Below are 26,321 nucleotides of genomic sequence, written 5' to 3'. Positions count from 1 at the left end.
AGTGGCGGGAAAGCTGGAATATACTTCAAACGACAAGAGCGCAAGGGCATTGTATGCCATTGCGCTCCTCTCTCATATCGGGCGCCTTTTGGCGCCTCGGGGCCCGTGGCCCCTAAATCATTTCACTCTGCAGCAAAGGGTTCTTCACCGCGCTTTTGGAGTCCGCAAACTCCTTGGCGGCCCTGATGAACTGGACAAAGATCGGCTGGGGGGTCTCTACAGTGCTCTTCAGTTCGGGATGATATTGAACACCGATAAAGAAGGGATGGCTTGGTAGCTCAATGATCTCCACCAAACCGCTTTCCGGGTTGGTACCGCTGGGAACCATTCCGGCCTGTTCGAAGGACCGCAGATAGGCATTGTTGAACTCCCAGCGATGACGGTGTCTTTCGCTGATCTCCGCCTGTCCGTAGATTTCCCGGGCCAGAGAGCCCTCTTTCAGCGTACAGGGATAGGCTCCCAAACGCATGGTGCCACCCTTGATGGTCACTTTTTTCTGTTCTTCCATCAGATCGATGACAGGTTCGGGTGTATTCGGATTCATTTCGGTGGAATGCGCATCCTTGAAACCCAGTACATTACGGGCAAACTCAATCACGGCCATTTGCATGCCCAGACAGATTCCGAAGAAAGGCAGCTTATTTTCCCGGGCATATTTGACCGCGATGATCTTTCCTTCCACCCCGCGATGACCAAAGCCAGGGGCTACGAGTAACCCGTCCAGGTTACCCAGTTTCTCGGACACATTTTCATCGGTAATGAATTCACTGTGCACATTCACGACATTGACTTTGCATTCATTGATCGCTCCTGCATGAACAAAGGATTCCAGAATAGATTTATAGGCATCCTGCAGTTCGATATATTTACCGATCAGACCGATCGTAACCTTGCTTTTGGGGTATTTCAGTTTATCCAGGAATTCCTTCCAGCGGACGAGTTCCGGCTCATGATGATGGGTAATATTCATTTTCTTCAGACAGAACAGATCCAGTTTTTCCCGCATCATCAATAAGGGAACTTCATAGATCGTGGACGCATCCAGCGCTTCGATCACTGCATCCAGTTTTACATTACAGAACTGAGCGATCTTTTTGCGGATCTCCGGGGACAGAGGCTCCTCCGTACGGCAAACGATCACATCCGGATGTACGCCTTCCTGGCTTAATAATTTTACGCTATGCTGGGTTGGTTTGGTCTTTAATTCTTTAGCCGCTTTCAGATAAGGAATCAGCGTGAGGTGAATGACCACACAATCCTCTTCCGGCATTTCCCATTGTAACTGACGGACCGCCTCGATAAAGGGCAGGGATTCGATATCCCCTACCGTACCGCCGAGTTCCGTGAGGATAATATCGTATTTATTGCTTTGACCCAATAAAAGCATTCTTCTTTTGATCTCATCGGTGATATGGGGAATGACCTGAACGGTTTTACCGAGATAAGCCCCTTCCCTTTCTTTATTAATTACCGTTTGATAGATCCTGCCGGTAGTCACATTATTGGCCTGAGTGGTAAAGATGTTCAGGAACCTTTCATAATGCCCGAGATCCAGATCCGTTTCGGCGCCGTCTTCCGTTACAAAACACTCGCCATGTTCATAAGGATTCAACGTACCCGGATCGACATTGATGTAGGGATCGAACTTCTGGATAGTAACTCGCAGACCCCTTGCCTGTAGCAGCTTCGCCAGGGAAGCGGCAATAATACCTTTACCTAATGAGGAAGTTACTCCACCTGTAACAAATATAAATTTGGCCATATAATGGTTAGTTAATTTATAATTAAATGCCTTGTTTTTGGAATGCGTGAAAAGAATGGCTTTTGCATGTAATTCTTTTCCCGCATCTGCATAATTTATTGTGAGGCTCAGCCTTAGCTGGGGCCGTGCTCACGAACTGGGTGTAACCCAGGTACAATAGCGTGCGACAGGTGAAAAACAATAAATAGTAACTCATTGATCCTACCCTTATTTTCCGGCTTTACCACATCAGCCGTTGTTCAACCGGTTTTAATGCCAGTCGTACATAAATCATAAAGATTGTATTCAATGAAAAAGTTAGATCGCTAACGATCGTCCAGCCTATTTATTTATTTGAATTATTTCCAGAATACCTGTCTAAATTGTGACCCGTTGAAAACCAACAGATAGGAAATCCCAAGAGGTCATGCAAAGCTACACCAATTTTTCAACCTGCAAAAATCACGGATTCCCGATGTGGATAAATTTGAATAACTATCCTCCTTGCAGCGCTGAACCATTCAGAATAATCTGCCATTGGTAACTTGTCCGGCTATAATTTAGCCCAAAGGGGTTCGGGCATCCCCTAAATTAAGACGGCCCGGTATACCGGGCCGCTTCCTTGCAGATTCAATATGTTAGCTTAGAATAATAATTGGCATTAACAAAGGTTAGCGATTAGAAGATCATCTGAAACTAAAATCGGCCAGCGTAAAAGACGATCTTGCCTTTACTTCAGTCTGGCTGGCAGAAATACTTTTGCTTAATTCTCCTTTTCCAGCGATTTTGTCAGTTGAATTGATCTTTACAGCGTGCAGGACCGCAATTGCGGCAATCTCTAGGGCTAATACAATAAATGTCGAGGACTTACCTTTTTTCATGGTTAAATTGGATTTAAGGAATTTTCTTTAGGATCTTGATTAAGTGTACCTTATGGCCACAAAGCTACACTAAAACGAAGGAGTTTGCAATTTATTTTGCCCCCCTGGGGTAAATTCAGCCCTTGCCCTCCCTTGCTTATGCATCAAATCTGTAATACGAATATGTTCCTAAACGGCTAACAACCATTTACATATGGGACATATTCATATGTTTTGGTGGGATAATCTTTATTATCTTGGGGAGAGATTTTACCTGAAAACCCCCTATCTATGAATTTGAAAAGGTCCATATTGATCCTATTTTGTCTTGCCAACCTATTCTATTCCCGATCCCAGGTCAATTTTTCAGCCTATAAACCCATCGTTCTGACATTAAAGGTTCCTCCAAAGGAAAAGGCCGGTTATTCCACTCCTTTTTTCAACCATTTTCAGGTGATGGATGAAAGACCCGATACGGCAAGGGTCGGTGTCCACGCAAATTCCCGCACGACATCCCACCCAAAGAACCGGCAATGGGTATTCCCCCAAGGCCTTTCCCGGGAAGTAGAAACTTTTTTGAATGCCGGCTTTACTGCTTCTCAAACGGAATACTCGGCCCTGATCGTGGTCCGTGCTTTCTGGATTGCCGATGCCAATTATATCAGGGAGGAGATGCTCAAGGATCCGGAAAAAAGAGCAGACCGGATCAGGATCCGTCTAAAAGCAGAAATATATGTTGTAAAGGATAGTAATTATATGCCTTTATTCCGTTTTGATTCTTTACAGGTCACTTCAAAAAATTCTTATTGGAACTTAGATACAGATGTTAGCCAGTACCTGGCCGAAATCCTGGGTGAGCTGGCAGACAGTTCCGCATTCCTGGCAGCCCAAAAAATAAACAAACTCCGGCATCTCACCCTGGACGATATCCGCAGGTTCAACCAAACCCGTTTTCAGGCTCCCATATGCAGGGACAGCCAACTGGTTAAAGGAGTGTACACCAGTTTCCAGGAGTTCCGGAATAACGATCCGTTAATCAGGGATTTCGAGATCCACACGGAAAAAAAGAAACAATATCTTTATCTGAAAGACGGTGAAGGGCATACGAATTATTCCCACACGGCCTGGGGATATTGTGATGGAAAAACAGTCTATATTATGCGGGATGGAGCTTTGCGCCCCACTTGCAAAGAAGGAAACTCTTTTTATCTTTTCGGGAATGCGAGCCTTACGGCAAAGGAGTATGGTTATGTTTATAATGATCCAAATAATGGAAGAACAGTAATTGGTCAGCCTTATAATGATCCCCTTATCAATAATCAGTCCTCCGGTTCCCTGCCTTCCTTTAAGCCCGGTGGAGCAGCAATGGGGGCTGGTTTACTGGCCAGTGGATTACTAACCGAATTGCTCGATAATACAAAGACAAAGGTTCTTGAACGCATTTTCGCGGTGGATATGGATTCCGGAGCATTTTATTGATTCGACCGGGCGGAATTCCACCAGTTCGACCGGTTGGAATGAATGGAGTCATTAATTCCAACCGGTCGAAAGGTCCTAATCCTTGGCGATCTTCTCATAACTCGCCACCAGTCCCTTTATCAGCGAGGAGCTGAAACCCTGATGTTCCATTTCGTTCAGACCGGCAATGGTGCATCCTTTGGGAGTGGTCACCTTATCGATCTCCTGTTCCGGATGCGTGCCTTTCTTCAGTAATAATTCCGCGGCACCTTTAACCGTTTGTGCGGCGATCAGGTTGGCCGTGGCCGCATCAAAACCGATCTCGATCCCGCCCTGGATATTGGCCCGGATATACCGCATGGCGAAGGCCGTACCGCAGGCGCCGAGAACTGTTGCCGCATCCATCAGTTTCTCTTCTATCTTTACCGCTTTACCCAATTGACTGAATACCTCATGTACATATTGTAACTGGTCTTCATTTACATTCCGGGCAGCGATGCAGGTCATACTTTCCTGGATGGCAATAGCCGTATTGGGCATGGCCCTTACGATGGGCACTTTTTTGTCGAGACAGGAGGCGATATGTTCGATGGAAACACCGGTCACCACGGAGACCAGTACCTGGTTATCCCGGAACTCGTCTTTCAGGGAACGAAGAATATCGTTTACCTGGAATGGTTTTACGGCCAGGATTACCAGGTCGGCATAACGAACCGCTTCTTCATTTTTGTCGCTGACCAGTACCCCTTTTCTTTCCAGTTCGTTCAGGGTCTGGATATTCCGTTTGGTGATCAGGATCTGCTGAGGCTGGACAAAACCGCTCAGGATCAAACCTTCTGCAATGGCAGTACCTAAATTTCCGCCGCCGATAATGGCAATCTTCTTATTCATAAAATGAATTGACAACACCGGCTACTGCCGGTATTCCTTTAAAAATAAACATCTTTTTAGAGAAAAGCTTCTTTGGCAAGGTAATTCCGCACATAATCGTCAACGCCTTCTTCCAGAGAATGAAAAGGAGCGCTATAACCTGCCTCACGCAATTTCTGCATATTTGCTTCCGTAAAATACTGATACTTATCCCGGATATCCAGGGGCATATCTATATACTCGATCCGGGCGGGCAGATCCAGACCGGCAAAGGTGGCTATTACAAGATCTTCGAAGGACCGGGCCTTACCGGTACCCAGGTTATAGATCCCCGATGCGGGCTGGTTCTCCATCAGCCAGTAACATACCTTCAGCAGGTCCTTTACGTACACAAAATCGCGCAATTGCTGACCGTCCTTAAAATCGGGGCGATGGGATTTGAATAGTTTGACCAATCCGTCTTTTTTCACCTGGTTAAAGGAATGAAAGATCACACTGGCCATCCGGGCTTTATGGTATTCATTGGGACCGTAAACATTAAAGAACTTCAGACCTGCCCAGAAGGGGGGAAGCGCTTTCTGATGCAGCACCCATTTGTCGAATTCATTCTTGGAAACGCCGTAGGCGTTCAGGGGGTGCAGGGATTCGACGATATCATGCCTGTCATCGTAACCTTTATCGCCGGAGCCATAGGTGGCGGCGGAAGAGGCATAGACGAGCGGTATGTTTTGGATCGTACAATAATCCCAGATCTTTTTGGAATATTCAACGTTCAGGTGCTCGTGAATGGAATAATTGAATTCCGTAGTATCTGTTCGCGCTCCGATATGAAACACAAAACCAATCGATGGTTTATGCTCCCCCAGCCATTCGAAGAACTGTTCCCTTTCCACCCGGTGGCTGAAGATTTTGCCTTCCAGGTTGGGCACTTTATCAGGGCGGTTAAATTCATCTACCAGGATCAGGTCGTGATAGCCTTGCTGATTGAGGAATCCGGTAAGGCAACTGCCGATAAAGCCGGCTGCCCCGGTGACCACTATTGTAGTATGCTTATCCATCTTATTTACTGAACCCTTCGGTTAATTCCTTCCTGAATAAAATTCCTTCCTGAATAATCAGCACCAGCTTAATTGACAGCAGCCAGTTTATTCGCATTCAGGATATTCTCGATTGCCGTATCATATTTCTCTTTCCATTCACCTACATTACCCCAGTCCATACCATCCACTTCAAAGGATCCTTTGGTGACAAAACCCAGTTCCTCACTGGGATGATTACCCAGGGCCTCTTTAAAGGCGGCTACTTTGGCAGGATGTACGCTTACCACTACCCGGCTTTGTGATTCCCCAAACCAAACGGCGTCTTTACGCAGATGGAAATCCGAAGCAACCACATCGAACCCCAGATTATTCGGGAAGGCAGATTCTGCCAGGGTCACGAACAAACCGCCTTCGCTCACATCATGGGCAGAGCGGATCAGCTTCTTTTTGATCAGACCGGCTAGTTTCTGCTGGAGGACGAATTCTTCTTCCAGCTCAAAATGAGGAGCCGGACTAAACTCCACTTTCCTTATTTTATGCAGGTATTCGGAGGAATTGATATCGTTATTGCTTTTACCCAGGAGGAAGACCAGATCGCCTTCTTCTTTAAAGTCCAGGGTCATCTTGTCTTTTACATTGTCGAGCAAACCAACCATTCCGATCGTAGGTGTCGGATAAACGGCGCCTTCGGGATGCTGGTTATAGAAACTTACATTTCCGCCGGTGACGGGGGTATCGAATTTACGGCAGGCCTCTCCCATTCCCTTTATCGCATTGACGAACTGGTAATAAACTTCCGGATCGTAAGGATTACCAAAATTGAGACAGTTGGTCACGCCTAAGGGCTGACCGCCGCTGCAGACGATATTTCGTGCAGCTTCTGCTACCGCCATCATCGTTCCTTTATAGGGATCGGCATAAACGTAGCGGCTGTTACAATCGGTCGTAATCGCCAAGGCTTTATCAGAACCAGAACTTCGGCCCTGAACGTCGTTCAGGCCTCGTTCGTAACCATCACTTCGTTCGGTTACTTTTACCAGCACGACGGCTGCATCGCTGGGTTGGTTGGTGGAGGAATTGGCTGTACCTACTGTACTATCGTATTGAACGGCAATCCATCTTTTCGAGGCGATATTCGGAATGGCGACCAGTTGTTCGGCTACTTCGCGGAGATCATCCGGTACGTCGATCTTATCTGCATCGAAGGCCTGGATCTTTTTCAGATAGGTCGGTTCGTTATAAGGTCTTTCGTACTGGGGAGCGCCGCCGCCCAATACCAGTTCATAGGCGGGGATCGTTGCTTCCAGTTCTCCGTTCATATAAAAATGCAGGAGTTTGTCATCCGTAACCTCGCCGATCTCGGCAACAGGCAGATCCCATTTTTCAAAAATGCGGATCACTTCTGCTTCCCTTCCTTTTTTAACGACCATCAGCATACGCTCCTGGCTTTCGCTCAGCAGGAGTTCCCATGCTTTCATATTTTTTTGGCGGGCGGGTACCTTATCCAGATCGATCCGCATGCCCACTTCCCCTTTCGCACTCATTTCCGCCGTGGAGCAGATAATACCCGCCGCACCCATATCCTGCATACCGACAACTGCGCCGGTCTTTATGACTTCCAGACAGGCTTCCAGCAACTTCTTTTCCTGGAAGGGATCTCCAACCTGGACGGCAGGTAATTCTTCCGTACTTTCTTTGGTGATATTAGCAGAGGCGAAGGAGGCTCCGCCGATACCGTCTTTTCCGGTGGCGCTGCCGACGAAGATCACCGGGTTGCCGGTTCCCAGGGCGGTAGCCGATATAGTTTCTCCGTTCTTCAGTATCCCCACGCTCATAGCATTGACCAGGGGATTGGTATGATAACAATCTTCAAAATAGATCTCTCCGCCTACGGTCGGAACGCCAAAACAATTTCCGTAGTGACCGATGCCATGGACGACCCCGGCCAGCAAATGCTGGGTTTTGCCTTCCTTCAGATTTCCAAAACGCAGGGAATTGAGGGAGGCAATGGGTCTTGCTCCCATGGTAAAGATATCCCGGTGGATTCCCCCTACTCCGGTGGCTGCTCCCTGAAAGGGTTCGATAGCCGAGGGGTGGTTATGTGATTCGATTTTGAACACGACGCCATAACCGTCTCCGATATCCATCAGACCGGCATTTTCCTCACCGGCTTTGACCAGCATCTTTTGCCCGTCCCGGGGGAGGGTCTTCAGCCATTTAATGGAGTTTTTATAACTGCAGTGCTCGCTCCACATGGCGCTAAAAGCACATAATTCTGTAAAATTGGGTGTACGGCCCAGCTTTTGTTTGATCGATTCAAATTCCTCTGCGGTGAGTCTAAGCTGCGCTGCCGTTTTTACGTCTATTTCCATAAATTTTAAGAAAACGCAAAAATACGAACGATGGCCCAATAATGGGTCATGCCAGCGCATATTTTGAATAAAATAACCTTTTATAATGGCTCTTCACCCCTCCCTTTATGCATAAAAGGAATAAACCAACCCCTATTGAAAATTGAATAAATCAATATGAATCTGTAGGTTTGCCGGGTATGCCTCCAAAAAAAAGGATTGCCTTTGTAGCCAACACCAGTTGGAGCATCTACAAATTCAGGCTATACCTCATCAAACAATTAATCGAACGCGGGTTCAAATTATACGTGCTGGCGCCAAGGGATGCCTACACCGAACAATTTGAGAACATCCAGGGGCTTGCCTTTATCGAATTGACCAAATTCGAGGCTAAAAGCCTGTCTCCCCTGCACGGATGGCAACTATACCGGGAATTGGTCCATCATTACCGGCAGATCAACCCGGATCTTATATTTCATTATACCATCAAGGCCAATATATTCGGGTCCCTGGCGGCCTCCCGGATCGGGTGTCCTTCTGTAAGTGTCATAACCGGCCTGGGATATGCATTTTCCGGGAAGAATCTTTTACAGGTTACCGCGAAGATCATTTACCGGCAGGTCTTAAGGAAAAATGCCGAAGTTTGGTTCCTGAACAGCGACGACCAGGAAATATTCGTCCGGGAGGGGCTGGTCAAAAAAGAAAAGACATTCCTGCTTGCCGGAGAGGGAGTGGATGCAGATCTGTTTCCGCCTTCTCCCTACGAGCCGGGGAATGGCCCGTTAACCTTTCTGCTGATCGGGCGGATCATCAAACATAAAGGAATCTATGAATTTGTCCGGGCGGCCGAATTGTTGCAGGAAAGGGGATTGGATATCCGGTTCCAGCTCCTGGGCTTTTTTGATGAGGGGAGCCCCGTGGCTATTTCCAAACAGCAGATGGAGGAATGGGCCAGGCAAAAACGAGTGGTTTACCTGGGGCATTCCGACCAGGTCGCGTCCTATATCGGTCAGGCGGATTGTATCGTGCTTCCTTCCTACAGAGAGGGCATGCCGCTCAGTCTGCTGGAAGGCGCCAGCATGTGTAAGGCCCTGATTGCCACAGATACCGCCGGGTGCCGGGAGATCGTCCGCGATGGCATTAACGGGTATCTTTGCCGTAAAAAAGACGGGGCAGACCTGGCCAGTAAAATGGAAAAATATTATCACCTGTCCGCCGAAGCCAAACTACAGATGGGCATGGAAGGAAGGAAGCGTGTGCTGCAGTATTTTACAAAGGAGATCATAACGGATACCTACCTGGACAAAATTACCGTGCTTGTAAAAAAATAGCGTACAGGACATGCATATTCTTCTATTTATCCTTTATAGCGTAATCCTTTGTACGGTGGTGAACCGGATGCCCTTTTTTACAAAAAGCGGGCTCAGGGGTGTAGTCCTGGTCATCTTCTTTTTACTTCGGGTTGGGATGGGAAGTCTGCATAACTGGATAGCCTACCGGTATTATCCACAGCATGGCGATATATGGACTTTTTTCCAAAATAGTTTTTTAACGCGGCAGGAACTACTTTCGGACCTTATGGCTTTTTGGGCGCACAATTCGACACTGGCCTACCTGGCCCATAATCTTATCATCGGGCTGCAGGTGATCCTGAACATTTTTTCCTTCGACAATCTTTATATCAATACCCTCTTGTTTTCCTTTCTGTCCTTTGCAGGAACCATTGCCCTTTTCAGAGCCTTTAACAGCTTTTTCAACAGCAAATTCAACAGCAAACTCAACAGCAACCTGATTTGCAGCCTGCCTGTATTGCTGCTGCCTTCTACCCTGTTCTGGACCTCCTGTATCCATACGGAAGGAATATTGTACCTGCTGCTGGGGTTTCTTTTCTTTAATCTGAACCAGTTGCTTAGGGGAGCAGATGAAGCATCCCCTTCTATCAGGCGACCCCTATTATGTTTTTTCCTGTTTTTGGTAGTCATATTCTTTCGGCCGGGAATCATTCCCGGATTGGTTCCGGCGCTGGGGTTCTGGCTGCTGGCGGAGAAATACCGTTCGGATAAATCATTCCGTTATGCTACACCCCTTCCTACTATCCTGCTGGTGACATCCGTCATTTTTTTGATCCTGGCTTTCTCTGGTGTTTTCCATGCAGGATTTCAATATATCTGCGACCGGCAGCGGGATTTCCTGGCAATGACAGGCAATTCAAGATTGTATTTACCGCCATTGGAGCCAAGCTGGGGCAGTTTTGTAAAAGTCCTTCCCATCGCTGTTCTCAATGGCTTTTTCCAGCCTCTTCCCGGATCAGGAGGACAAAGCATTTATCTTGTTTTTTCATGGGAGAGTATAGTAATCTGGGGAATCTTTGTTTTTGCATTGTTCAGATTCCTCCCCGTCTTTGGGGGTAAACCCTTTTTTTTCGCGAAATCTCCTTTTGAGGCATCTCCTGTATTTACAATCGGAATAACCTTTCTTTTATTTGCCCTGATCAACATGATCATCATCGGCTATACCGTCCCATTCGCGGGGGCCATCATCCGGTATCGCAGCATTTTCCTGCCCTTCTTTCTCGCTCCTGCCCTCTATATCCTTGGGAGTTTTAAGCTGACCCAAAAATTCAACGGCTGGCTTCAAAAGAGCCTCCTGTCCCCTGGTATTGGTTTTGCAATACCATCCTAAAACAACCCATGTATTCAACCACTAATTCCGGGAAAGGTAAATCAACCGCCTCAAAATCGCCTGCCCAAAAACCAGGTACATCCAAACCGGGTTCACACCTGTCAGTTGCAAGTTCAGACGCAAGTATTCAAGGAAATAATACGGATCGTATGATCCCACTGGCCAACCGCCTTCTTGGCCTGACGGCCAGATTTACCTGGAAAATGATCAAAGGATTGGCACATGTGGCCATAAGGATCCCGGGATGGTTTATCCGCCTGAATACCCCAAAGGTTACCGCTAAGGAGGTTACCGCTAAGGAGATTCCTGCCAAGGAAGTCCCCGTGAAAAACATGTCCCCCAAGCCCGGACAGGGCATTTAGGCTATTTCCATTCGGGATTTCCAAAATAGCCAAAAAAATGGCCGTATATATTAAATTACAAATATTTAAAATAGATCAAAAAACATCCAAAAATCTAATCTCAAATATTAAAAACACAATTTTTTCCACTTTTTTTATAGGAGTTTTCCATATTTGGTGGAATGGTCCCCAAAAATTGGTTTATAAGCCGCAATCTCTTAGTTTCGTGAAAACTTTACAGCATGTCATCATTAAGATTTAAAGCTATCGACCACCTAACCACAACACCTGAAAGTAAAACCCCCGGATCAATGAAGATCACTGGTATATTTGGCGAGAACGTATTCACCCTGAAAACAGCCCGTGAATATTTAAGTGATGAAGCCTATAAAAGTTTGACCTCCTCCATCAAAGGCGGTAAGAAAATCGATCGTACCGTCGCTAACCAGATTGCTGCTGGTCTGCGCCAATGGGCTGAGGGTAAAGGAGTAACGCATTACACACACTGGTTCCAACCCCTTACCGGAACTACCGCTGAAAAACATGATTCTTTTTTCACCCTGAAAAGTGACGGAACGGCTATCGAAGAATTCGACGGAGCTGCCCTGATCCAACAGGAACCTGATGCTTCTTCCTTCCCAAGCGGCGGTTTAAGAGCCACTTTCGAAGCCAGAGGTTATACTGCCTGGGATCCTTCTTCTCCTGCTTTTGTGATGGAGATCGGCGCCGGCAGAACACTTTGTATTCCTACCATTTTTGTTTCCTATACCGGCGAATCGCTGGATTACAAGGCTCCTTTGCTGAAAGCGCTGGCTTCTTTGGATAAGGCGGCGGTTGACGTATGTCATTATTTCGATAAGAATGTAACCAAAGTAACCGCTACCCTCGGATGGGAGCAGGAATATTTTGTAGTCGATGAAGGTTTGTTCAATGCCCGTCCTGACCTGGTATTAAGCGGAAGGACCGTATTCGGTCATTCTCCTGCCAAGGGACAACAATTGGAAGATCATTATTTCGGCAGCATTCCCGAAAGGATCTATGCGTTCATGCGCGATTACGAAAATGAATCCTACAAACTGGGTATTCCGCTCCGCACCCGTCACAACGAAGTAGCGCCTGCTCAGTTCGAGTGTGCCCCTATCTTCGAAGAAGTAAGCGTAGCCGTTGATCATAACATCCTGTTAATGGATATCATGGATCGTGTTGCCCGCCGTCACAAACTGCGTGTATTGCTCCATGAGAAACCATTTGCCGGCATCAACGGATCGGGCAAACACAATAACTGGAGTATGGCAACCGACACAGGTGTGAACCTGCTGGCTCCCGGTAAGACGCCAAAGACCAACCTGATGTTCCTGACCTTCTTCGTCAACTCCATCAAGGCCGTCCATGATTATGCAGATGTATTACGTGCTTCTATCGCCTCTGCGGGCAACGATTTCCGCCTGGGTGCCAACGAAGCGCCGCCAGCTATCATTTCCGTTTTCATCGGTGAGTACCTCAGTAAAGTACTGGCTGACGTAAAAGAAAGAGTAGGCGATAAATTCGACGAGCAGGACGAAGCGATCCTGAAACTGGATCTCCACAGAAGCATTCCGGAATTGCTGTTGGACAATACCGATCGTAACAGGACCTCTCCTTTTGCCTTCACCGGTAATAAATTCGAGTTCCGTGCGGTAGGTTCCAATGCCAATTGCGCCAATGCAATGATCTCCCTGAATACTATCATGGCCGAAACCCTGAAGCGGTTCAAGAAGGATGTAGATTCCCTGATCGAAAAAGGCGAGAAAAAAGAGATCGCGATCATGCATGTGATCCGCGAATACGTGGTCAGCAGCGAAAAAGTATTGTTCGAAGGCGACGGATACAGCGACGAATGGCATCATGAAGCAGAAAGAAGAGGTTTACCGAATCTTCCTACCACTCCGCTGGCACTGGATGCAATGATCACCGACAAAGCCAAAAGTCTGTTCGAAACCAATGGCGTTTACACCCATATCGAGCTGGAAGCCCGTCACGAAATCGAACTGGAAAAATATATCAAACGCGTACAGATCGAAGCCCGTGTCATGGGTGAACTGGCTACCAGCCATATCCTGCCTGCGGCCATTAAATATCAGAATACGCTGATCGAGAATATCAGGGGATTAAAAGATATCGGTCTGAATGAAAGCACGTATTCCAGCCAAAAAGCGATCCTGGAAAAGATCTCCGAGCATATCTCCAAGGTGAGCAACCTGGTAGAAAAAATGATCCAAGCCCGTAAGATCTCCAATGCGATCAGCGATACCCGCACCAAGGCTATTGCTTACAGCAGCCAGGTTAAGGAACCTTTCTTCGATGAGATCCGTTACTCCGTTGACAAACTGGAACTCCTGGTTGACGACAACGAGTGGCTCCTGTCTAAATACAGAGAGATCCTGTTCCTTAGGTAGAAGATGAAGTAGAAGATCGGCAAAGACCAATCACGGAAATTTGATTCTCCCCATAAAAAAGGCCGTCTCCCATAAAGAGACGGCCTTTTTATTTCGCTAAAAAATAAGTTTAAATGTCAGTCACCAATTTATCCGTCAATCAATTGGAAGCATTGACATTCTTGGCATCCGGAACTTTTTCATATTCCAGGGTACCCAGCTGTGCAGTAGTGATCACCCGCTTCTTATTATCAAAATAATCGACACTGAATTTCACCGAAAACAAACCCGACTTTATCGTAAGTTCCTTATTATCATCAGACAGCTTCCACTTTCCTTTGTGAACTTTGTCATCAATTACGCTTTCGAATTTATCCCCTTCATAAAAGATCTGAAACACCTGATCCGTCTTGTAATAGCCAGGTATATCCTTATCTTCCCCATTCTGGGTCCATTTCACCAGCTTCCATTTCCCCAACAGCTCTGCCGAAGTTTGCGCCTTTGCGAACGATAGGGTACCGAGAAATAACAACATCAACGTGACATTTTTCATAGCTACCTTTTTTTTTGTTTATAATTCTTTATTCTTTTACTCCATTATCCTTTCTTTCGCCCATTTCATAGCCGTCTCCAGCTGCTGTTTCATCGTCAGGTTGGAATTGTCAAGGACGATGGCATCCCTGGCCTGGCGAAGGGGACTGATCTCCCGGTGGGAATCTATATAATCCCGCATCTCCAGGTTATTCTTTACTTCTTCAATGGTTATATTGGGGTTCTTTTCAAAGAGTTCTTTGTACCGGCGATGTACCCGTACTGCCTCATCGGCAGTCATGAAAATTTTTAGTTCAGCTTTTGGAAAAACCACCGTTCCGATATCCCTCCCGTCCATGACGATCCCTTTTTTCTTGCCCATTTCATGCTGCTGGGCCACGGCGAACTCTCTTACCGCCCTGACAGAAGCCACATCGCTTACCTTTTCGGCAATGACCAGATCACGGATCACGTATTCCACATTCTCTCCGTTCAGCCACATATCGGCCTGTTTGGTTTTGGGATTGGGCTCGAATTCCAGGACGATATTCTTCAGTGCCTTGTCCACAGCCACCGTTTTAGTCCAGTCCACGTGATTACGCAGGAAATAAAGGGTGATGGCCCGGTACATGGCCCCGCTGTCTATATAAACATAGCCCAGTTCCTTGGCCATTTGTTTGGCAAGCGTACTCTTGCCACAGGAAGACCAGCCATCGATGGTAATGATTATCTTTTTTTTCTTTTCCATATTGTACTTCAATGGGATGCTTCAACCTATTGCTTCAACTTCTTATTACCTCAGCCAATTGCCTCAACCTGTTGCCGTCACAAAAATGCGAAAAAAAATTCATAAAAAAAGTCCGTCTCAGCATTTCACCGAGACGGACTGTATATCCTTGAAACCCTGAGGCGGATTACGCTTCGGATTTTTCTTTTTCTTTTTCCTTCAACGTGAAGCGGATCTTGGAGTTTTCCTTATCCAGCTCTGCTATCAATACGTCACCATTCTTGATATTCATGTTGAGGATCTCTTCTGCCAATGGATCTTCCAGGTATTTCTGGATGGCCCTGTGCAGGGGACGGGCTCCGAACTGGGAATCATATCCTTTTTCGGCGATGAAGCTCTTGGCTTCTTCGGAAAGCTCCAGGGTGAACCCTAATGTGCTGAGCCTTTTCAGGACGCCCTTCATCAGGATATCGATGATCTGGAAGATATGTTCTTTGGACAGTGAGTTGAAGATCACGATATCGTCGATCCTGTTCAGGAATTCCGGGCTGAAGGTCCTTTTCAGGGCTTTTTCGATGACCTGTTTGTTGTTGTCATCGGAATTCATGGCACGGGCTGCGGTTGCGAAACCAACCCCGTCTCCAAAATCCTTCAGTTGACGGACCCCGATATTGGAGGTCATAATAATCAGCGTGTTCTTGAAATCCACCTTACGGCCCAGACCATCGGTCAGCTGACCGTCGTCCAATACCTGTAACAGTATATTGTAGATATCCGGATGTGCCTTTTCGATTTCATCGAGCAGAATGACCGAATACGGTTTGCGACGTACTCTTTCTGTCAATTGTCCGCCTTCTTCATATCCGACATATCCCGGAGGCGCTCCGATCAGACGGCTCACCGTGAATTTCTCCATGTATTCGCTCATATCGATACGGATCAGCGAATCTTCCGAATCGAACATATAACGCGAGAGGGACCTGGCGAGCTCCGTCTTACCGACCCCTGTAGGTCCGAGGAAGATAAAGGTACCGATCGGTTTCTTTGGATCTTTTAATCCTACCCGGTTACGCTGGATGGCCTTTACCACCTTCTGGATGGCCTCTGCCTGACCGACGACCATGCTACCCATGTCTACGGACATATTGCGCAGTTTCTCGCTTTCGGCCTGTACCATCCGTTTTACGGGGATACCGGTCATCATGCTGACCACTTCCGCAATATTCTCTTCGTCGATGGGGTAACGTTTGTGTTTGCTTTCTTCTTCCCATTCGGCCTTGGCCTTTTCCAGTTCTTCCTGCAAACGTTTTTCCGTATCCCGGAGCGAAGCAGCCTCTTCGAACTTCTGGCTCTTCACGACTTTATTCTTCTCGTTCTTTACGTCTTCGATCTTCTTTTCGAGGTCTACGATATTCTGGGGAACATTGATATTCTTCAGATGCACGCGGGCCCCTACTTCATCCAGTACGTCGATAGCCTTGTCGGGCAATAACCGGTCGGTCATATAACGATCGCTGAGTTTGACACAGGCATCGATGGCATCGTCCGAATAGGTTACGTTATGATAATCTTCGTATTTGGATTTGATATTATTGAGGATCATGATCGTTTCGTCCACACTTGGAGGATCTACCATGACCTTCTGGAAACGTCTGTCCAGGGCGCCGTCTTTTTCGATATACATACGGTACTCATCCAGGGTGGATGCACCGATACATTGCAATTCGCCGCGGGCCAGGGCCGGTTTGAAGATATTGGAGGCATCCAGGGAGCCGCTTGCTCCGCCTGCTCCGACGATGGTATGTATTTCGTCGATAAAGAGAATCACGTCCCTGTTCTTCTCCAGTTCGTTCATAATGGCCTTCATACGTTCTTCGAACTGACCGCGATACTTGGTACCGGCAACCAGGGCTGCCAGATCCAGGGAGATCACGCGTTTGTCGAACAGTACCCGGGAAACCTTACGCTGCACGATGCGCAGGGCCAGGCCTTCCACGATGGCTGTTTTACCCACACCGGGTTCACCGATGAGGATGGGATTATTTTTTTTGCGGCGGGAAAGAATCTGCGACACGCGCTCGATTTCCTCTTCCCTTCCCACTATGGGGTCAAGAGACCCCATTTCTGCGAGGCGGGTAATATCCCGTCCGAAATTATCGAGTACGGGAGTCTTACTTTTTGCGCTGCCGGCAGAGCGGGCCTTTTGCTGAGAGTATTTCTTTTCTTCATCAAAGTCGTCGTCATTTTCTTCCGCGTATTCGCTGCGGATGTCATTGCTTTTGACGACGCCTAGTTCGTTTCTGAATAGATCGTAATCCACGTCAAATTGATTTAAGATTTGAGTAGCAATATTTTCTTTGTTCTTTAAAATAGAGAGCATGAGGTGTTCAGTCTCGACTGTCGGGCTTTTTAAGGCTTTCGCTTCCAGAACGGTCACACGTATCACCTTCTCCGCTTGTTTGGTAAGCGGCAGACTGTTGATATTTGCGATGTTTTTACCGGTCTTGTCCTTGACTGCCATTTCTACTTCCTTCCGTAATTCATACAGGTCTACATTGAAACTCTTCAAAATGCGGACAGCTGTATTATCACCCTCCCGGATCAACCCCAACAACAAGTGCTCCGTACCGATAAAATCGTTCCCCAGACGCAAAGCTTCCTCCCTGCTGAACGATATGATCTCCTTTACCTGGGCTGAAAAATTATTATCCATTTTTAAGTAATTGAGCTTTATACAATAATAACGAATATTTTTGACTTATGTTTCTGCTACTTATTAACGGCCGTTAATACCTTTTAAGTGTATATGCAAGTCAAAATTGATACCAGAGAAAATTTCCATGCCATTACGATCGTAGAATCGGATCTCGCTGCTAATATGACAGCAGATCTGGATCAAAGTTTACTACCGATCCTCCAAAAGAACGTCAAAAACGTCGTTCTCATTTTAAAAGACATTAAAAACGTTGAGGAAGCTGCTGCCGAACGGCTCGTCAAGATCCAGCAGGAGTTCTATGACAACGGTTCTTCCTTTGTCATCTGCGAACTCACCCCGGAGGTGGAAAAATACCTGGAAACCAGTAGTCTCCTGGAGTTTATGAACGTCACCCCTACCGAAAGCGAGGCCGGCGATATCGTTCAGATGGAGGAAGTGGAACGCGAACTCCTGAATGGGCCTGACTTGTAGCTCCCCTCTGCGTCTTCGGGCAGTCCTTCTGCCCTGTCCAACTTTTGACTGGCTCCCTGCTCCGGGAAGGCAGCCGGTCACTCCTGTACGCGTTTTTTATCCTTTGTAATGACCCTTTTGCAGCCCAATTTTACTAAACCCTTGAAAACAAGACAGAAAGGCAGGACTTTTCATCCCAACCACCATAAAGGCGGTCCTCCTACCCCTTCCTTCCGACTCTCCTACCTTTCTGTCATTTGCTACTTTTCAGATTTCCTTAACAGTTTAAAGACTGTTGCAGTCTTTACTTTTCCATAACCAATGAACCATGTACAATGAACCTTTTACAATGAACCATGTAACCTTAATCCTAAAACCTAAACTAAAACCATAATCCTAAATCCTCATGTGTCCGTAGTGCGGCTAACGAAGCCTTAACGGTAAAACCTGATCTGTGTGTCCAACCCTCGGTCAGAGCCTTAACCTGAAACCTTCTGTGTGCTTAACCTATGAGAGAATAATCCTTGACAATGAGCCTCAATGGTGAATCTTGACAATGAGCCTTGAAATTGAATGAGAAATAAGCTGAATCAGAACCTTAACCGTAAAACCTTATACAAGTGAGTAGGGATTAAAAAGGGCAGTCAGGTTTGGTAACCTCACGTGAACAGTGCCTGTTGGCAATGTTTTTATAGTAAAGCAGTGCTATATTTTTTGATATTGGAGTGGTTTTTCCAGGAACAATGAGCTGTAAATGCTCTGTATCCATATAAAATACCGGGGCTTTAATTCAATGATGGTGGCAGTTCATCCGGCCGAAAACAATAGCCCCGAAACGTAGTAATTGCTCTGTAGCTGCTCTGAAATAGAAGGTTCAACTTAGTAGAGAGTCGTTAATAACGTGCTCTATAATACAAACGAAGCGCGGTGCATTTTGGATTTATTCTGCATCACTTTTAGAAATAATCTAATAGGTAACGATTAACAAGTAGGTCAAATTTATTATTTGTACACAATTGAATGCTTTTGCCTTACGTTAATAAAAATAAATCTTTCCTTATTCCTATTTTTACGGTCAAAGCAGCAATTTTGCTTTGCCTGTCGTCTATACAGGGGATTGTAACCTTTAAAATCGCGTAATGCTGGCCGTAACTATACTTGGCAACAACTCTGCTTTACCTGCCTTCGATCGTCACCCTACCTCCCAGGTGGTCACGATGGAGGAACATATATTCCTGGTCGATTGCGGAGAAGGCACACAGATGCAGATGGCCAAGTACAAGATCCGGCGCAGTAAGATCAATCATATCTTCATTTCCCATTTACATGGCGATCATTATTTCGGGCTGATCGGGGTTCTGACCAGTATGGGTCTCCTCGGCCGGTCCCAGGATATGCATATCTATGCTCCGCCGGTCCTCATGCAGATCATCGATCTGCAGCTCAAGGTGGCGGATATCCAGTTGCCCTATATCTTACATTTCCATCCCCTGACGGAAGAAGGCGTGATCGTCCGGGAATCCAAGTTCGAGGTCAGCTGTTTTCATGTATATCACCGGATCGAATGCTGGGGTTTCCGGTTCAGGGAGATACGGCCCCTGCGCCGTGTCAATCCCGATAAGGCCCGCCAGTACGGCGTTCCCTCTTCCTTTTTTGACCGGTTGAAATGGGGGGAAAGTTACCTGGATAAGAACGATAATCTGGTGGAGAACGGCTGGGTCACTGAACCGGCTGCCAGATCCAAGTCCTATGCTTATGCCGCCGATACCCTTTTTGATGAGCGTATCATCGAAAAAGTGAAGGGTGTCGATCTGTTATATCACGAAACGACTTATCTGAAGGACCTGGAAGAGCGTGCCGGCAAACGTTTTCACAGCACCACCAACCAGGCCGCCACCGTAGCCTTACTGGCCGGCGCCCAGCGGCTCCTGATCGGGCATTTCAGCTCCAAATACGAGAAACTCGATGCTTTCGAAACCGAAGCCCGCGAGATCTTCCCCAATACCGATCTGGCTGTGGAAGGGGTGACCTATCGAATTTAACCCTGCCCCAAAGTAAAATCCGGAAGTAAAACCTGGAAGTAAAAAAGGGAAGTAAAAAAGGGACCCGGTTTGGCTTCCGGAATCCCTTTTATGATCGTTTTTTTGGCGTCTACAGGTAAACCCCTACATTTTTATACAGTAAGGAAATTGGCGCCTATAACTTAATTTTTAGCTTTATTGCCTCGGTTTTGGACATTTTCAGTCTTCCAACCTAAATTCTTTCCGTTTGTGCACTTTCCATTTGTGCCGAAAGCCATATTATTTCAACCAGAAGCCTTTTCGATTTAAACCGGTAGCGCCTTGAGATATTCCTTCAATTGAGTATGCACGCCATCGCTCAAAGGAACCAGGGGCAGGCGAACATAATTTCCAATTAGCTTTAATTCGCTCATGGCTGCTTTTACACCGGCGGGGTTATTTTCTGCGAAAAGGAGTTCATACCCTTTGATCAATTGGTCATTGAGGGTTTTGGCCCCTTTAAAATCCCCTTTCAGCGACAAGCGCACCATATCGGTGAATTTCCGCGGGAAGCTGTTGGCGGCTACACTGATGATTCCGTCCATGCCGCAGGCGATCTGGGGCAGGGTCAGAGCATCGTCTCCGCTAACCACCAGGAAGTCTTCTGGTCTGTCCCTCAGGAGTTCCATGCACTGGGCCATATCACCGCTGGCTTCTTTGATCCCGACGATATTTTTTACTTCTTTAGCCAGGCGGACTGTGGTAGCGGCGGTCAGATTACGCCCCGTCCTTCCCGGTACATTGTACAGCAAGATAGGTTTGGGCGAAACTGCTGCCAGGGCTTTATAATGCTGGAAAAGGCCTTCCTGCGAAGGTTTGCTGTAATAAGGGCTGGCGCTGAGTACCGCAACAGCTTTGTCCAGGGGAAATTCTTTCAGATCTTCGATCAGTTCCTGGGTATTATTGCCGCCGATACCGACCACCACCGGCACCCTGCCATTTACTTTGTCATAGGTAAAATGAAGGATTTCGATCTTTTCTTTCTTGCTGATGGTCGGTGTTTCGCCGGTTGTGCCCAGCGTGACAATGTATTCTACGCCCCCGTCGATAACGAAGTTGATAATTCTTTCCAGGGCTGTATAATCAATTGATAAATCAGATTGGAAGGGGGTAACGAGTGCTACGCCCGTTCCACGAAGTTGATCCCTAAGCGCCATTAGTATAGTATTTTAGAAGAGTAATGTGAATTGATTTTTCGGACAGCGATCGACCTTTGACTGATCGGACAATCCTTTGCCATAAGTTGCCGGGGTCGGTTAATGGAGGTTACCCGGTGGGCGCCTTCTGGGCCTTTGCCTTGTTTCCCTTTTCAGGGATTATCCTAGGCAGTGACCTCGTTCCAGAAGCCCATCTTACCGAACTTCTCAATCCGCTTCTCTACCCTATCCTTGGGGTCCATTTTCCGTAATTCATTTATAGTTTCTACCAGCCGGGGCTTCAATAAAGCGGCGGCTTCGCCATAATCCCAGTGAGCTCCTCCAAGAGGTTCTGGTATTATGCTGTCTATCAAACCGAATTTGTACATATTATCAGGCGTAAGTCTAAGTTCTTCAGCTGCTTTTTCTTTCTGGTCCCAGCTTCTCCAAAGGATCGAGCTGCAATTTTCCGGAGAAATAACGGTATACCAGGAATTCTCCAGCATATATACCCTGTCCCCTACCCCGATCCCCAGGGCTCCGCCGGAGGCGCCTTCTCCGATCACCACACAGATCACCGGTACTTTCAGCCGCATCATTTCATAAATATTACGGGCGATGGCCTCTCCCTGTCCTCTTTCCTCTGCTTCCATCCCGGGATATGCCCCTGGCGTATCGATCAAAGTGATGATAGGTTTATCGAATTTTTCCGCCAGTCTCATCAATCTTAAAGCCTTGCGGTAACCTTCCGGGTTGGCCATCCCGAAATTACGCATCTGGCGCATCTTGGTATTGGTTCCTTTCTGTTGGCCGATCATCATGACGGTCATTCCGTCGATCTGCGCAAACCCTCCTACCATTGCCTTGTCATCCTTTACATTCCGGTCTCCGTATAGTTCCACGAAGTTGGTACACATCTTATCGATGTACTTCATGGTATAGGGGCGATCCGGATGCCGGCTCAGCTGCACTTTCTGCCAGGGCGTAAGGCTAAGGGTGATCTCCCTTCTCTTTTCAATGACCTGGTCTTCCAGTTTCTTAATGGAGTCGCTCAGATCCACTTTCGTCTTCTCAGCCGTTTGTTTGAGCTTTTCTATTTCTTCAAATAACTCTTTAATTGGTCTTTCAAAATCCAGAAATTGTCTGTTTTTAGCTTGAGGCATAGGCGTTAAAGATAGTATAATGGTGTAAAATTAAGGGAACCAGATTTTTCTGTGAAAGTTTTGTTGGAGAAAATAAAAAAACTCCTATCTTTGCAATCCCGAAAACGAAGGGTCCCAGGGACTTATCTCCTGAAAGACTCCAAGACGGAGGTTGGATCGGTAGTTCAGTTGGTTAGAATGCCGCCCTGTCACGGCGGAGGTCGCGGGTTCGAGTCCCGTCCGGTCCGCAAGGCGCCTGCTTCAGGCGCCTTTTCTTTTTGTGCAAAATCGGCTAAAATGCACTGAAATCAAGGGTCTCCAAAAATTTCCATTTCAAGTTAGCATATCGGATATCATTTCGGAGGGTAGGAAATTGGATTCCTACCCTCTGTTGTAACTTTGTTCCTACCCTCGGAGATAGTGAAGGATTTTTTAGGGCTCCATTCTTTAACCTAAAAAAATTGTGTGTTATGAAGGTCAGTGAAAATCTCTCGATTACATTCCTGGTGGAGAAGCCGGAAATGTCCAAAGACGGCCGGGTACCCATTATCGTTCGGGTCACCCTCAACGGCCAGCGAACCGAAATATCATTGGGTGCCAGAATCTTCCCGGAGCAATGGGATAAGATCAGCAGCCTGGTGAAAGGGAATTCACCCGATGCCATGCTCCTGAACAGCCAGATCACCCAGATAAAGGCCAAACTGGAAAAGCATTTCTTCCTGTTGACCACGCAGCATGAATTCGTTACCGCCGACATGATCCGGAGATCCTATAAAGGGAAGCTGGTCATGCCCGGAAACCCTGACGAGCCGGATGAAAAGAAGACTTTCATGCAGGCCGTCGCCTTTGAGATCACCCGGCTGAAGGAAAAGCAGGAGAAAGGGCTACGTGCCAAAAGTACGATCACAAAATGGGAGTCCACGCGGACTAAGCTGGAAGCCTTCCTCATGCACAAGTACAAGAAGGCCGATATTCCCATGGAGATCATCCGGCCCAACTTCGCGGAGGATATGCTACATTATTTTATGGTGGAACAGGAGCTTGACCATAATACCGCCATGAAGTATATCCGCAATACCAAGCAGGTATTGACCACCGCTACCGGCCGCTGGATCAAATCCAACCCGATCCGCGACTTCCGTTGCAGCTACCGGCAGCCGGAAAGGGATGTGCTCACCATACAGGAGATTTGGAAGATCTACAAAAAGTCCCTGATCAAGCGGATCGACCAGGTAAGGGATGTTTTCCTGTTTAGCTGCTTTACAGGGCTGGCTTACATGGAAGTCTATAATCTCACCTTGAACGACATCGTCATCGGCAATGACGGCGGCCGCTGGATCAAGATCAACCGGGTCAAGACCGGCAACCCGGAAGACGTCCCCCTCCTACCGATTCCGGAAGCAATTATTGAGAAATACAGAGAGGATAAGCGCTGCCACAGTTCTAACCGATTGCTGCCGGTGAACAGCAATGTTAAGTACAATGCCTACCTGAAGGAGTTAGCCGATCTTTGCGGGATCAGTAAGAAACTGACTACCCATATTGCCCGGCATACCTTCGCCACTACCGTCACCCTGGAAAACGATGTACCTATCGAAACCGTCAGCAAGATGCTGGGCCACAGGAGTATCCGCACTACGCAGATCTATGCCCGCATTACCAAGAAGAAGATCAGCAACGATATGAAGGCCCTGCGGAAAAACTGTTCTTTGGCGGAAAATTGAAGCTGGAAGAGCGGGAGGACGATACGACTGGCATTGCCATATAGCTTCTGGAATTATTTAATTTAGGCCATACCGCGAACGGTATGGCCTTTTTTTATCAAAAAAATTTCTGGGTGCATTTTGGAGAAAGGTGGGAATTTTTATAATATTAGCCTATGAACGCCATTGAATCATTAGAGCTAAAAGATTTTGATTTTGAGGATATTTCAGATGTCCTGGTAAAAATCGAGAAATCGTTCGGTCTCGCTTTGAAAACCGACACATTCAAAAATGCTCGAACTTTCAGTGATCTCTGCGATATCATTTCTTCCAAGATCGATCTGGATCCTGTTGATGATTGCACGACACAACAGGCTTTTTATAAAATCCGGGAATCCATTGCCAATGTCCAACTATTGGATAAAAATACCATTACCCCAAATTCTGATTTAGAAAAGTTGTTTCCCAGAAAAGGCCGGAGGTATCAAATTTTGCAGATCCGGAAAGAATCGGAACTTTCTTTAAAAATTTTGAAACCGAAGGAGTGGGTAAGCAATACCCTGCTTTTAGGGCTTCTTGCCTCTTTTGTAGAATTGTGCTTTAATTGGCGATATGGGCTTCTGTGCCTTGGGGCGATCATTATCGGTTACCAGATAGCAAGCTGGTTTGGAAAAGAATTCAGTGTCAAAACCGTTGGAGAGGCAGCTACAAAGGCGGCGCGGGAAAACTATATAAAATCCCGCCGGAACCCAAAAACAGTGAATCGGCAGGAAATTGTTAAAAAAATTGAGGAGCTTTTCAGCCATGATCTTGACCTTGATCCTTCAGTATTGGCGAGGGAAGCGCCTCTATTTTGAAGAGCAATAAGAGCAACTGCGCCTATTTACGCGCTGAGCAAGATATATCGTTGTAATCACGAGACGTGATTTTGACCGTGCCTTTTCGCACGGAGCGAGATGTACTGTTGTCTACAACTATTTTTATTTTCTGACTAATTACAAATAGATAGAATGATTAATAAAATATTATGAGCAAAAGAAAATATGCTGACGTTCCGACGGTGGATGACTTATATGTTCCCACTCTCCAAGCACTAAAACTACTTGGGGGATCAGCAAATATTCAGGAGCTTAATGAGAAAGTTTATGAAATAATGGAATTACCAGAAAAAGTCCTGACTGTTCCACATGGCGATGACGGAAGAACAAAAGTTGAATATAGATTAGCTTGGACAAGAACTAGATTAAAATTAGCAGGTTATATTGAGAACTCCTCCAGAGCGATTTGGACATTAAATAATCCCGTGCTGGATATAAATAAATTAACAAATCAAAAAATATTAGATCAATTAAAATTTGTTTCAAAAAACAAAAAACCTGCAAATACAAAAGTATTAACGAAAATTGAAGAGGATCCCTTAATTGCCGAAGAAATAGCCGAGGACTGGAAAGAAGCTCTTTTAAAAGAATTATACTATCTTTTGCCTGCCGCATTCGAAAGACTGACACAAAGAATTTTGAGAGAAAGCGGATTTATACAAGTTGAAGTTACCGGAAAAAGCGGGGACGGTGGAATTGACGGTAAAGGCATAGTTAGAATAAATGGCTTCTTAAGCTTTCATGTGATATTTCAATGTAAGCGCTACAAGGGTTCTGTGTCCCCCAGTCAAATTAGAGATTTCAGAGGCGCCATGCAGGGAAGAGCGGATAAGGGTCTGTTTCTTACAACCGGCACATTTACAAGAGAAGCTTTAAAAGAGGCCACAAGAGATGGGGCGCCACCAATAGACTTGATTGATGGAGAATTACTATGTGATAAGCTGAAGGAACTGAAACTCGGTGTTAAAACAGAAATGCAAGAAACTGTTAGCATAGAAGCAGAATGGTTTAAGCGCTTATAGCATAAGCAAAGGAACTAGAAATTCCCCAAACCCGTATTTAACAATATATATTAACTAATATTGGCAAGTCAACCCGAAGTTACAGGATGATAAACAGACAAGTGCAGAATCGAAAGCATACTACTAGTGTCTAGTCTATTTTGTAATGTCGTATAAATGCCGTACCTTTTTCTTCCAAAAAGAGTATGGTAAAGTATAA

General features: G+C 46.4%; 21 protein-coding genes and 1 tRNA gene. 11 read left to right on the top strand and 11 right to left on the bottom strand.

Annotated elements, in window-relative coordinates; genetic code table 11:
• Positions 1 to 112: 112 nt before the first annotated feature.
• Positions 113 to 1,762 carry a CTP synthase gene (locus tag ACX0G9_RS28645; RefSeq protein WP_459068416.1) on the bottom strand — a complete coding sequence of 550 codons (1,650 nt, stop codon included), beginning with the start codon at positions 1,760 to 1,762 and terminating at the stop codon, positions 113 to 115.
• 665 nt (positions 1,763 to 2,427) lie between these two features.
• The gene (locus tag ACX0G9_RS28640; RefSeq protein ID WP_459068415.1) at positions 2,428 to 2,622 is read right to left on the bottom strand and encodes a hypothetical protein; all 195 of its coding nucleotides are present in this window, start codon (positions 2,620 to 2,622) and stop codon (positions 2,428 to 2,430) included.
• A gap of 270 nt (positions 2,623 to 2,892) precedes the next feature.
• On the opposite strand from ACX0G9_RS28640, the gene ACX0G9_RS28635 reads away from it, so the two are divergent.
• Positions 2,893 to 4,080 carry a hypothetical protein gene (locus ACX0G9_RS28635; RefSeq protein ID WP_459068414.1) on the top strand — a complete coding sequence of 396 codons (1,188 nt, stop codon included), beginning with the start codon at positions 2,893 to 2,895 and terminating at the stop codon, positions 4,078 to 4,080.
• A gap of 75 nt (positions 4,081 to 4,155) precedes the next feature.
• Here ACX0G9_RS28635 and proC read toward each other — a convergent pair whose 3' ends face one another.
• The 3 genes from proC to purL all read right to left on the bottom strand — a co-directional run bounded on the left by proC (position 4,156) and on the right by purL (position 8,341).
• Positions 4,156 to 4,950, bottom strand: coding sequence for a pyrroline-5-carboxylate reductase (proC, locus tag ACX0G9_RS28630; protein WP_459068413.1), 795 nt, complete (start codon positions 4,948 to 4,950; stop codon positions 4,156 to 4,158).
• Positions 4,951 to 5,006: 56 nt separating this feature from the next.
• Positions 5,007 to 5,987: an ADP-glyceromanno-heptose 6-epimerase gene (rfaD, locus tag ACX0G9_RS28625; RefSeq protein WP_459068412.1), complete on the bottom strand. Its 981-nt coding sequence runs from the start codon at positions 5,985 to 5,987 to the stop codon at positions 5,007 to 5,009.
• Positions 5,988 to 6,055: 68 nt separating this feature from the next.
• The gene (gene purL / locus ACX0G9_RS28620) at positions 6,056 to 8,341 is read right to left on the bottom strand and encodes a phosphoribosylformylglycinamidine synthase subunit PurL (RefSeq protein WP_459068411.1); all 2,286 of its coding nucleotides are present in this window, start codon (positions 8,339 to 8,341) and stop codon (positions 6,056 to 6,058) included.
• 179 nt (positions 8,342 to 8,520) lie between these two features.
• Between purL and ACX0G9_RS28615 the strand changes: the two genes are divergently transcribed.
• The 4 genes from ACX0G9_RS28615 to ACX0G9_RS28600 all read left to right on the top strand — a co-directional run bounded on the left by ACX0G9_RS28615 (position 8,521) and on the right by ACX0G9_RS28600 (position 13,778).
• The gene (locus tag ACX0G9_RS28615) at positions 8,521 to 9,651 is read left to right on the top strand and encodes a glycosyltransferase family 4 protein (protein WP_459068410.1); all 1,131 of its coding nucleotides are present in this window, start codon (positions 8,521 to 8,523) and stop codon (positions 9,649 to 9,651) included.
• A gap of 10 nt (positions 9,652 to 9,661) precedes the next feature.
• On the top strand, positions 9,662 to 11,002 hold the full coding sequence (locus ACX0G9_RS28610; RefSeq protein WP_459068409.1) for a hypothetical protein: 1,341 nt from the start codon (positions 9,662 to 9,664) through the stop codon (positions 11,000 to 11,002).
• Positions 11,003 to 11,151: 149 nt separating this feature from the next.
• A complete protein-coding gene (locus ACX0G9_RS28605) occupies positions 11,152 to 11,364 on the top strand; it encodes a hypothetical protein (protein WP_459068408.1) in 213 nt (70 codons plus the stop codon).
• A gap of 290 nt (positions 11,365 to 11,654) precedes the next feature.
• Positions 11,655 to 13,778 (top strand): glutamine synthetase III family protein, encoded by a 2,124-nt coding sequence (locus tag ACX0G9_RS28600; protein WP_459068407.1) that lies wholly within the window; start codon positions 11,655 to 11,657, stop codon positions 13,776 to 13,778.
• A 139-nt stretch (positions 13,779 to 13,917) separates the two neighbouring features.
• On the opposite strand, the gene ACX0G9_RS28595 is transcribed toward ACX0G9_RS28600, so the two are convergent.
• From ACX0G9_RS28595 to ACX0G9_RS28585, 3 genes are all read right to left on the bottom strand, one after another.
• On the bottom strand, positions 13,918 to 14,310 hold the full coding sequence (locus tag ACX0G9_RS28595; RefSeq protein WP_459068406.1) for a hypothetical protein: 393 nt from the start codon (positions 14,308 to 14,310) through the stop codon (positions 13,918 to 13,920).
• Between the two features lie 36 nt (positions 14,311 to 14,346).
• Entirely contained in the window at positions 14,347 to 15,036 is a 690-nt protein-coding gene (cmk, locus tag ACX0G9_RS28590; RefSeq protein ID WP_459068405.1) for a (d)CMP kinase, read from the bottom strand.
• Between the two features lie 166 nt (positions 15,037 to 15,202).
• A complete protein-coding gene (locus ACX0G9_RS28585) occupies positions 15,203 to 17,728 on the bottom strand; it encodes an ATP-dependent Clp protease ATP-binding subunit (protein WP_459068404.1) in 2,526 nt (841 codons plus the stop codon).
• Between the two features lie 93 nt (positions 17,729 to 17,821).
• Here ACX0G9_RS28585 and ACX0G9_RS28580 point away from each other — a divergent pair, with 93 nt between their 5' ends.
• Together ACX0G9_RS28580 and ACX0G9_RS28575 are read left to right on the top strand one after the other, a co-directional pair.
• A complete protein-coding gene (locus tag ACX0G9_RS28580) occupies positions 17,822 to 18,202 on the top strand; it encodes an STAS domain-containing protein (protein ID WP_459068403.1) in 381 nt (126 codons plus the stop codon).
• Between the two features lie 1,118 nt (positions 18,203 to 19,320).
• Positions 19,321 to 20,223 (top strand): ribonuclease Z, encoded by a 903-nt coding sequence (locus ACX0G9_RS28575; protein WP_459068402.1) that lies wholly within the window; start codon positions 19,321 to 19,323, stop codon positions 20,221 to 20,223.
• Between the two features lie 284 nt (positions 20,224 to 20,507).
• On the opposite strand, the gene dapA is transcribed toward ACX0G9_RS28575, so the two are convergent.
• Entirely contained in the window at positions 20,508 to 21,398 is an 891-nt protein-coding gene (gene dapA, locus ACX0G9_RS28570; RefSeq protein ID WP_459068401.1) for a 4-hydroxy-tetrahydrodipicolinate synthase, read from the bottom strand.
• Between the two features lie 164 nt (positions 21,399 to 21,562).
• The gene (locus ACX0G9_RS28565; protein ID WP_459068400.1) at positions 21,563 to 22,540 is read right to left on the bottom strand and encodes an acetyl-CoA carboxylase carboxyltransferase subunit alpha; all 978 of its coding nucleotides are present in this window, start codon (positions 22,538 to 22,540) and stop codon (positions 21,563 to 21,565) included.
• A gap of 153 nt (positions 22,541 to 22,693) precedes the next feature.
• On the opposite strand from ACX0G9_RS28565, the gene ACX0G9_RS28560 reads away from it, so the two are divergent.
• A tRNA-Asp gene (locus ACX0G9_RS28560) sits at positions 22,694 to 22,767 on the top strand.
• A gap of 222 nt (positions 22,768 to 22,989) precedes the next feature.
• Complete coding sequence (locus ACX0G9_RS28555) at positions 22,990 to 24,243, top strand: site-specific integrase (protein WP_459068399.1); 1,254 nt, start codon at positions 22,990 to 22,992, stop codon at positions 24,241 to 24,243.
• 206 nt (positions 24,244 to 24,449) lie between these two features.
• Here ACX0G9_RS28555 and ACX0G9_RS28550 read toward each other — a convergent pair whose 3' ends face one another.
• Positions 24,450 to 24,593, bottom strand: coding sequence for a hypothetical protein (locus ACX0G9_RS28550; protein ID WP_459068398.1), 144 nt, complete (start codon positions 24,591 to 24,593; stop codon positions 24,450 to 24,452).
• A 45-nt stretch (positions 24,594 to 24,638) separates the two neighbouring features.
• On the opposite strand from ACX0G9_RS28550, the gene ACX0G9_RS28545 reads away from it, so the two are divergent.
• A complete protein-coding gene (locus ACX0G9_RS28545) occupies positions 24,639 to 25,079 on the top strand; it encodes a hypothetical protein (RefSeq protein WP_459068397.1) in 441 nt (146 codons plus the stop codon).
• 170 nt (positions 25,080 to 25,249) lie between these two features.
• Positions 25,250 to 26,122 carry a restriction endonuclease gene (locus tag ACX0G9_RS28540; protein ID WP_459068396.1) on the top strand — a complete coding sequence of 291 codons (873 nt, stop codon included), beginning with the start codon at positions 25,250 to 25,252 and terminating at the stop codon, positions 26,120 to 26,122.
• The last annotated feature ends 199 nt before the right edge of the window (positions 26,123 to 26,321 follow it).

The organism is Flavitalea flava (genome assembly GCF_054461575.1).
The sequence above is the reverse complement of the archived record's forward strand: the minus strand, read 5'-3'. Positions and strand labels throughout refer to the sequence as shown.

What these genes read in the sequence shown, in the direction of transcription:
- ACX0G9_RS28605 (WP_459068408.1), top strand. Translation starts at nt 11,152, where the DNA reads ATGATCCCACTGGCCAACCGCCTTCTTGGCCTGACGGCCAGATTTACC.
- ACX0G9_RS28595 (WP_459068406.1), bottom strand. Translation starts at nt 14,310, where the DNA reads ATGAAAAATGTCACGTTGATGTTGTTATTTCTCGGTACCCTATCGTTC.
- ACX0G9_RS28555 (WP_459068399.1), top strand. Translation starts at nt 22,990, where the DNA reads ATGAAGGTCAGTGAAAATCTCTCGATTACATTCCTGGTGGAGAAGCCG.
- ACX0G9_RS28645 (WP_459068416.1), bottom strand. Translation starts at nt 1,762, where the DNA reads ATGGCCAAATTTATATTTGTTACAGGTGGAGTAACTTCCTCATTAGGT.
- dapA (WP_459068401.1), bottom strand. Translation starts at nt 21,398, where the DNA reads ATGGCGCTTAGGGATCAACTTCGTGGAACGGGCGTAGCACTCGTTACC.
- cmk (WP_459068405.1), bottom strand. Translation starts at nt 15,036, where the DNA reads ATGGAAAAGAAAAAAAAGATAATCATTACCATCGATGGCTGGTCTTCC.
- purL (WP_459068411.1), bottom strand. Translation starts at nt 8,341, where the DNA reads ATGGAAATAGACGTAAAAACGGCAGCGCAGCTTAGACTCACCGCAGAG.
- ACX0G9_RS28580 (WP_459068403.1), top strand. Translation starts at nt 17,822, where the DNA reads ATGCAAGTCAAAATTGATACCAGAGAAAATTTCCATGCCATTACGATC.
- proC (WP_459068413.1), bottom strand. Translation starts at nt 4,950, where the DNA reads ATGAATAAGAAGATTGCCATTATCGGCGGCGGAAATTTAGGTACTGCC.
- ACX0G9_RS28600 (WP_459068407.1), top strand. Translation starts at nt 11,655, where the DNA reads ATGAAGATCACTGGTATATTTGGCGAGAACGTATTCACCCTGAAAACA.
- ACX0G9_RS28585 (WP_459068404.1), bottom strand. Translation starts at nt 17,728, where the DNA reads ATGGATAATAATTTTTCAGCCCAGGTAAAGGAGATCATATCGTTCAGC.
- ACX0G9_RS28640 (WP_459068415.1), bottom strand. Translation starts at nt 2,622, where the DNA reads ATGAAAAAAGGTAAGTCCTCGACATTTATTGTATTAGCCCTAGAGATT.
- ACX0G9_RS28610 (WP_459068409.1), top strand. Translation starts at nt 9,662, where the DNA reads ATGCATATTCTTCTATTTATCCTTTATAGCGTAATCCTTTGTACGGTG.
- ACX0G9_RS28635 (WP_459068414.1), top strand. Translation starts at nt 2,893, where the DNA reads ATGAATTTGAAAAGGTCCATATTGATCCTATTTTGTCTTGCCAACCTA.
- ACX0G9_RS28540 (WP_459068396.1), top strand. Translation starts at nt 25,250, where the DNA reads ATGAGCAAAAGAAAATATGCTGACGTTCCGACGGTGGATGACTTATAT.
- rfaD (WP_459068412.1), bottom strand. Translation starts at nt 5,987, where the DNA reads ATGGATAAGCATACTACAATAGTGGTCACCGGGGCAGCCGGCTTTATC.
- ACX0G9_RS28565 (WP_459068400.1), bottom strand. Translation starts at nt 22,540, where the DNA reads ATGCCTCAAGCTAAAAACAGACAATTTCTGGATTTTGAAAGACCAATT.
- ACX0G9_RS28615 (WP_459068410.1), top strand. Translation starts at nt 8,521, where the DNA reads ATGCCTCCAAAAAAAAGGATTGCCTTTGTAGCCAACACCAGTTGGAGC.
- ACX0G9_RS28575 (WP_459068402.1), top strand. Translation starts at nt 19,321, where the DNA reads ATGCTGGCCGTAACTATACTTGGCAACAACTCTGCTTTACCTGCCTTC.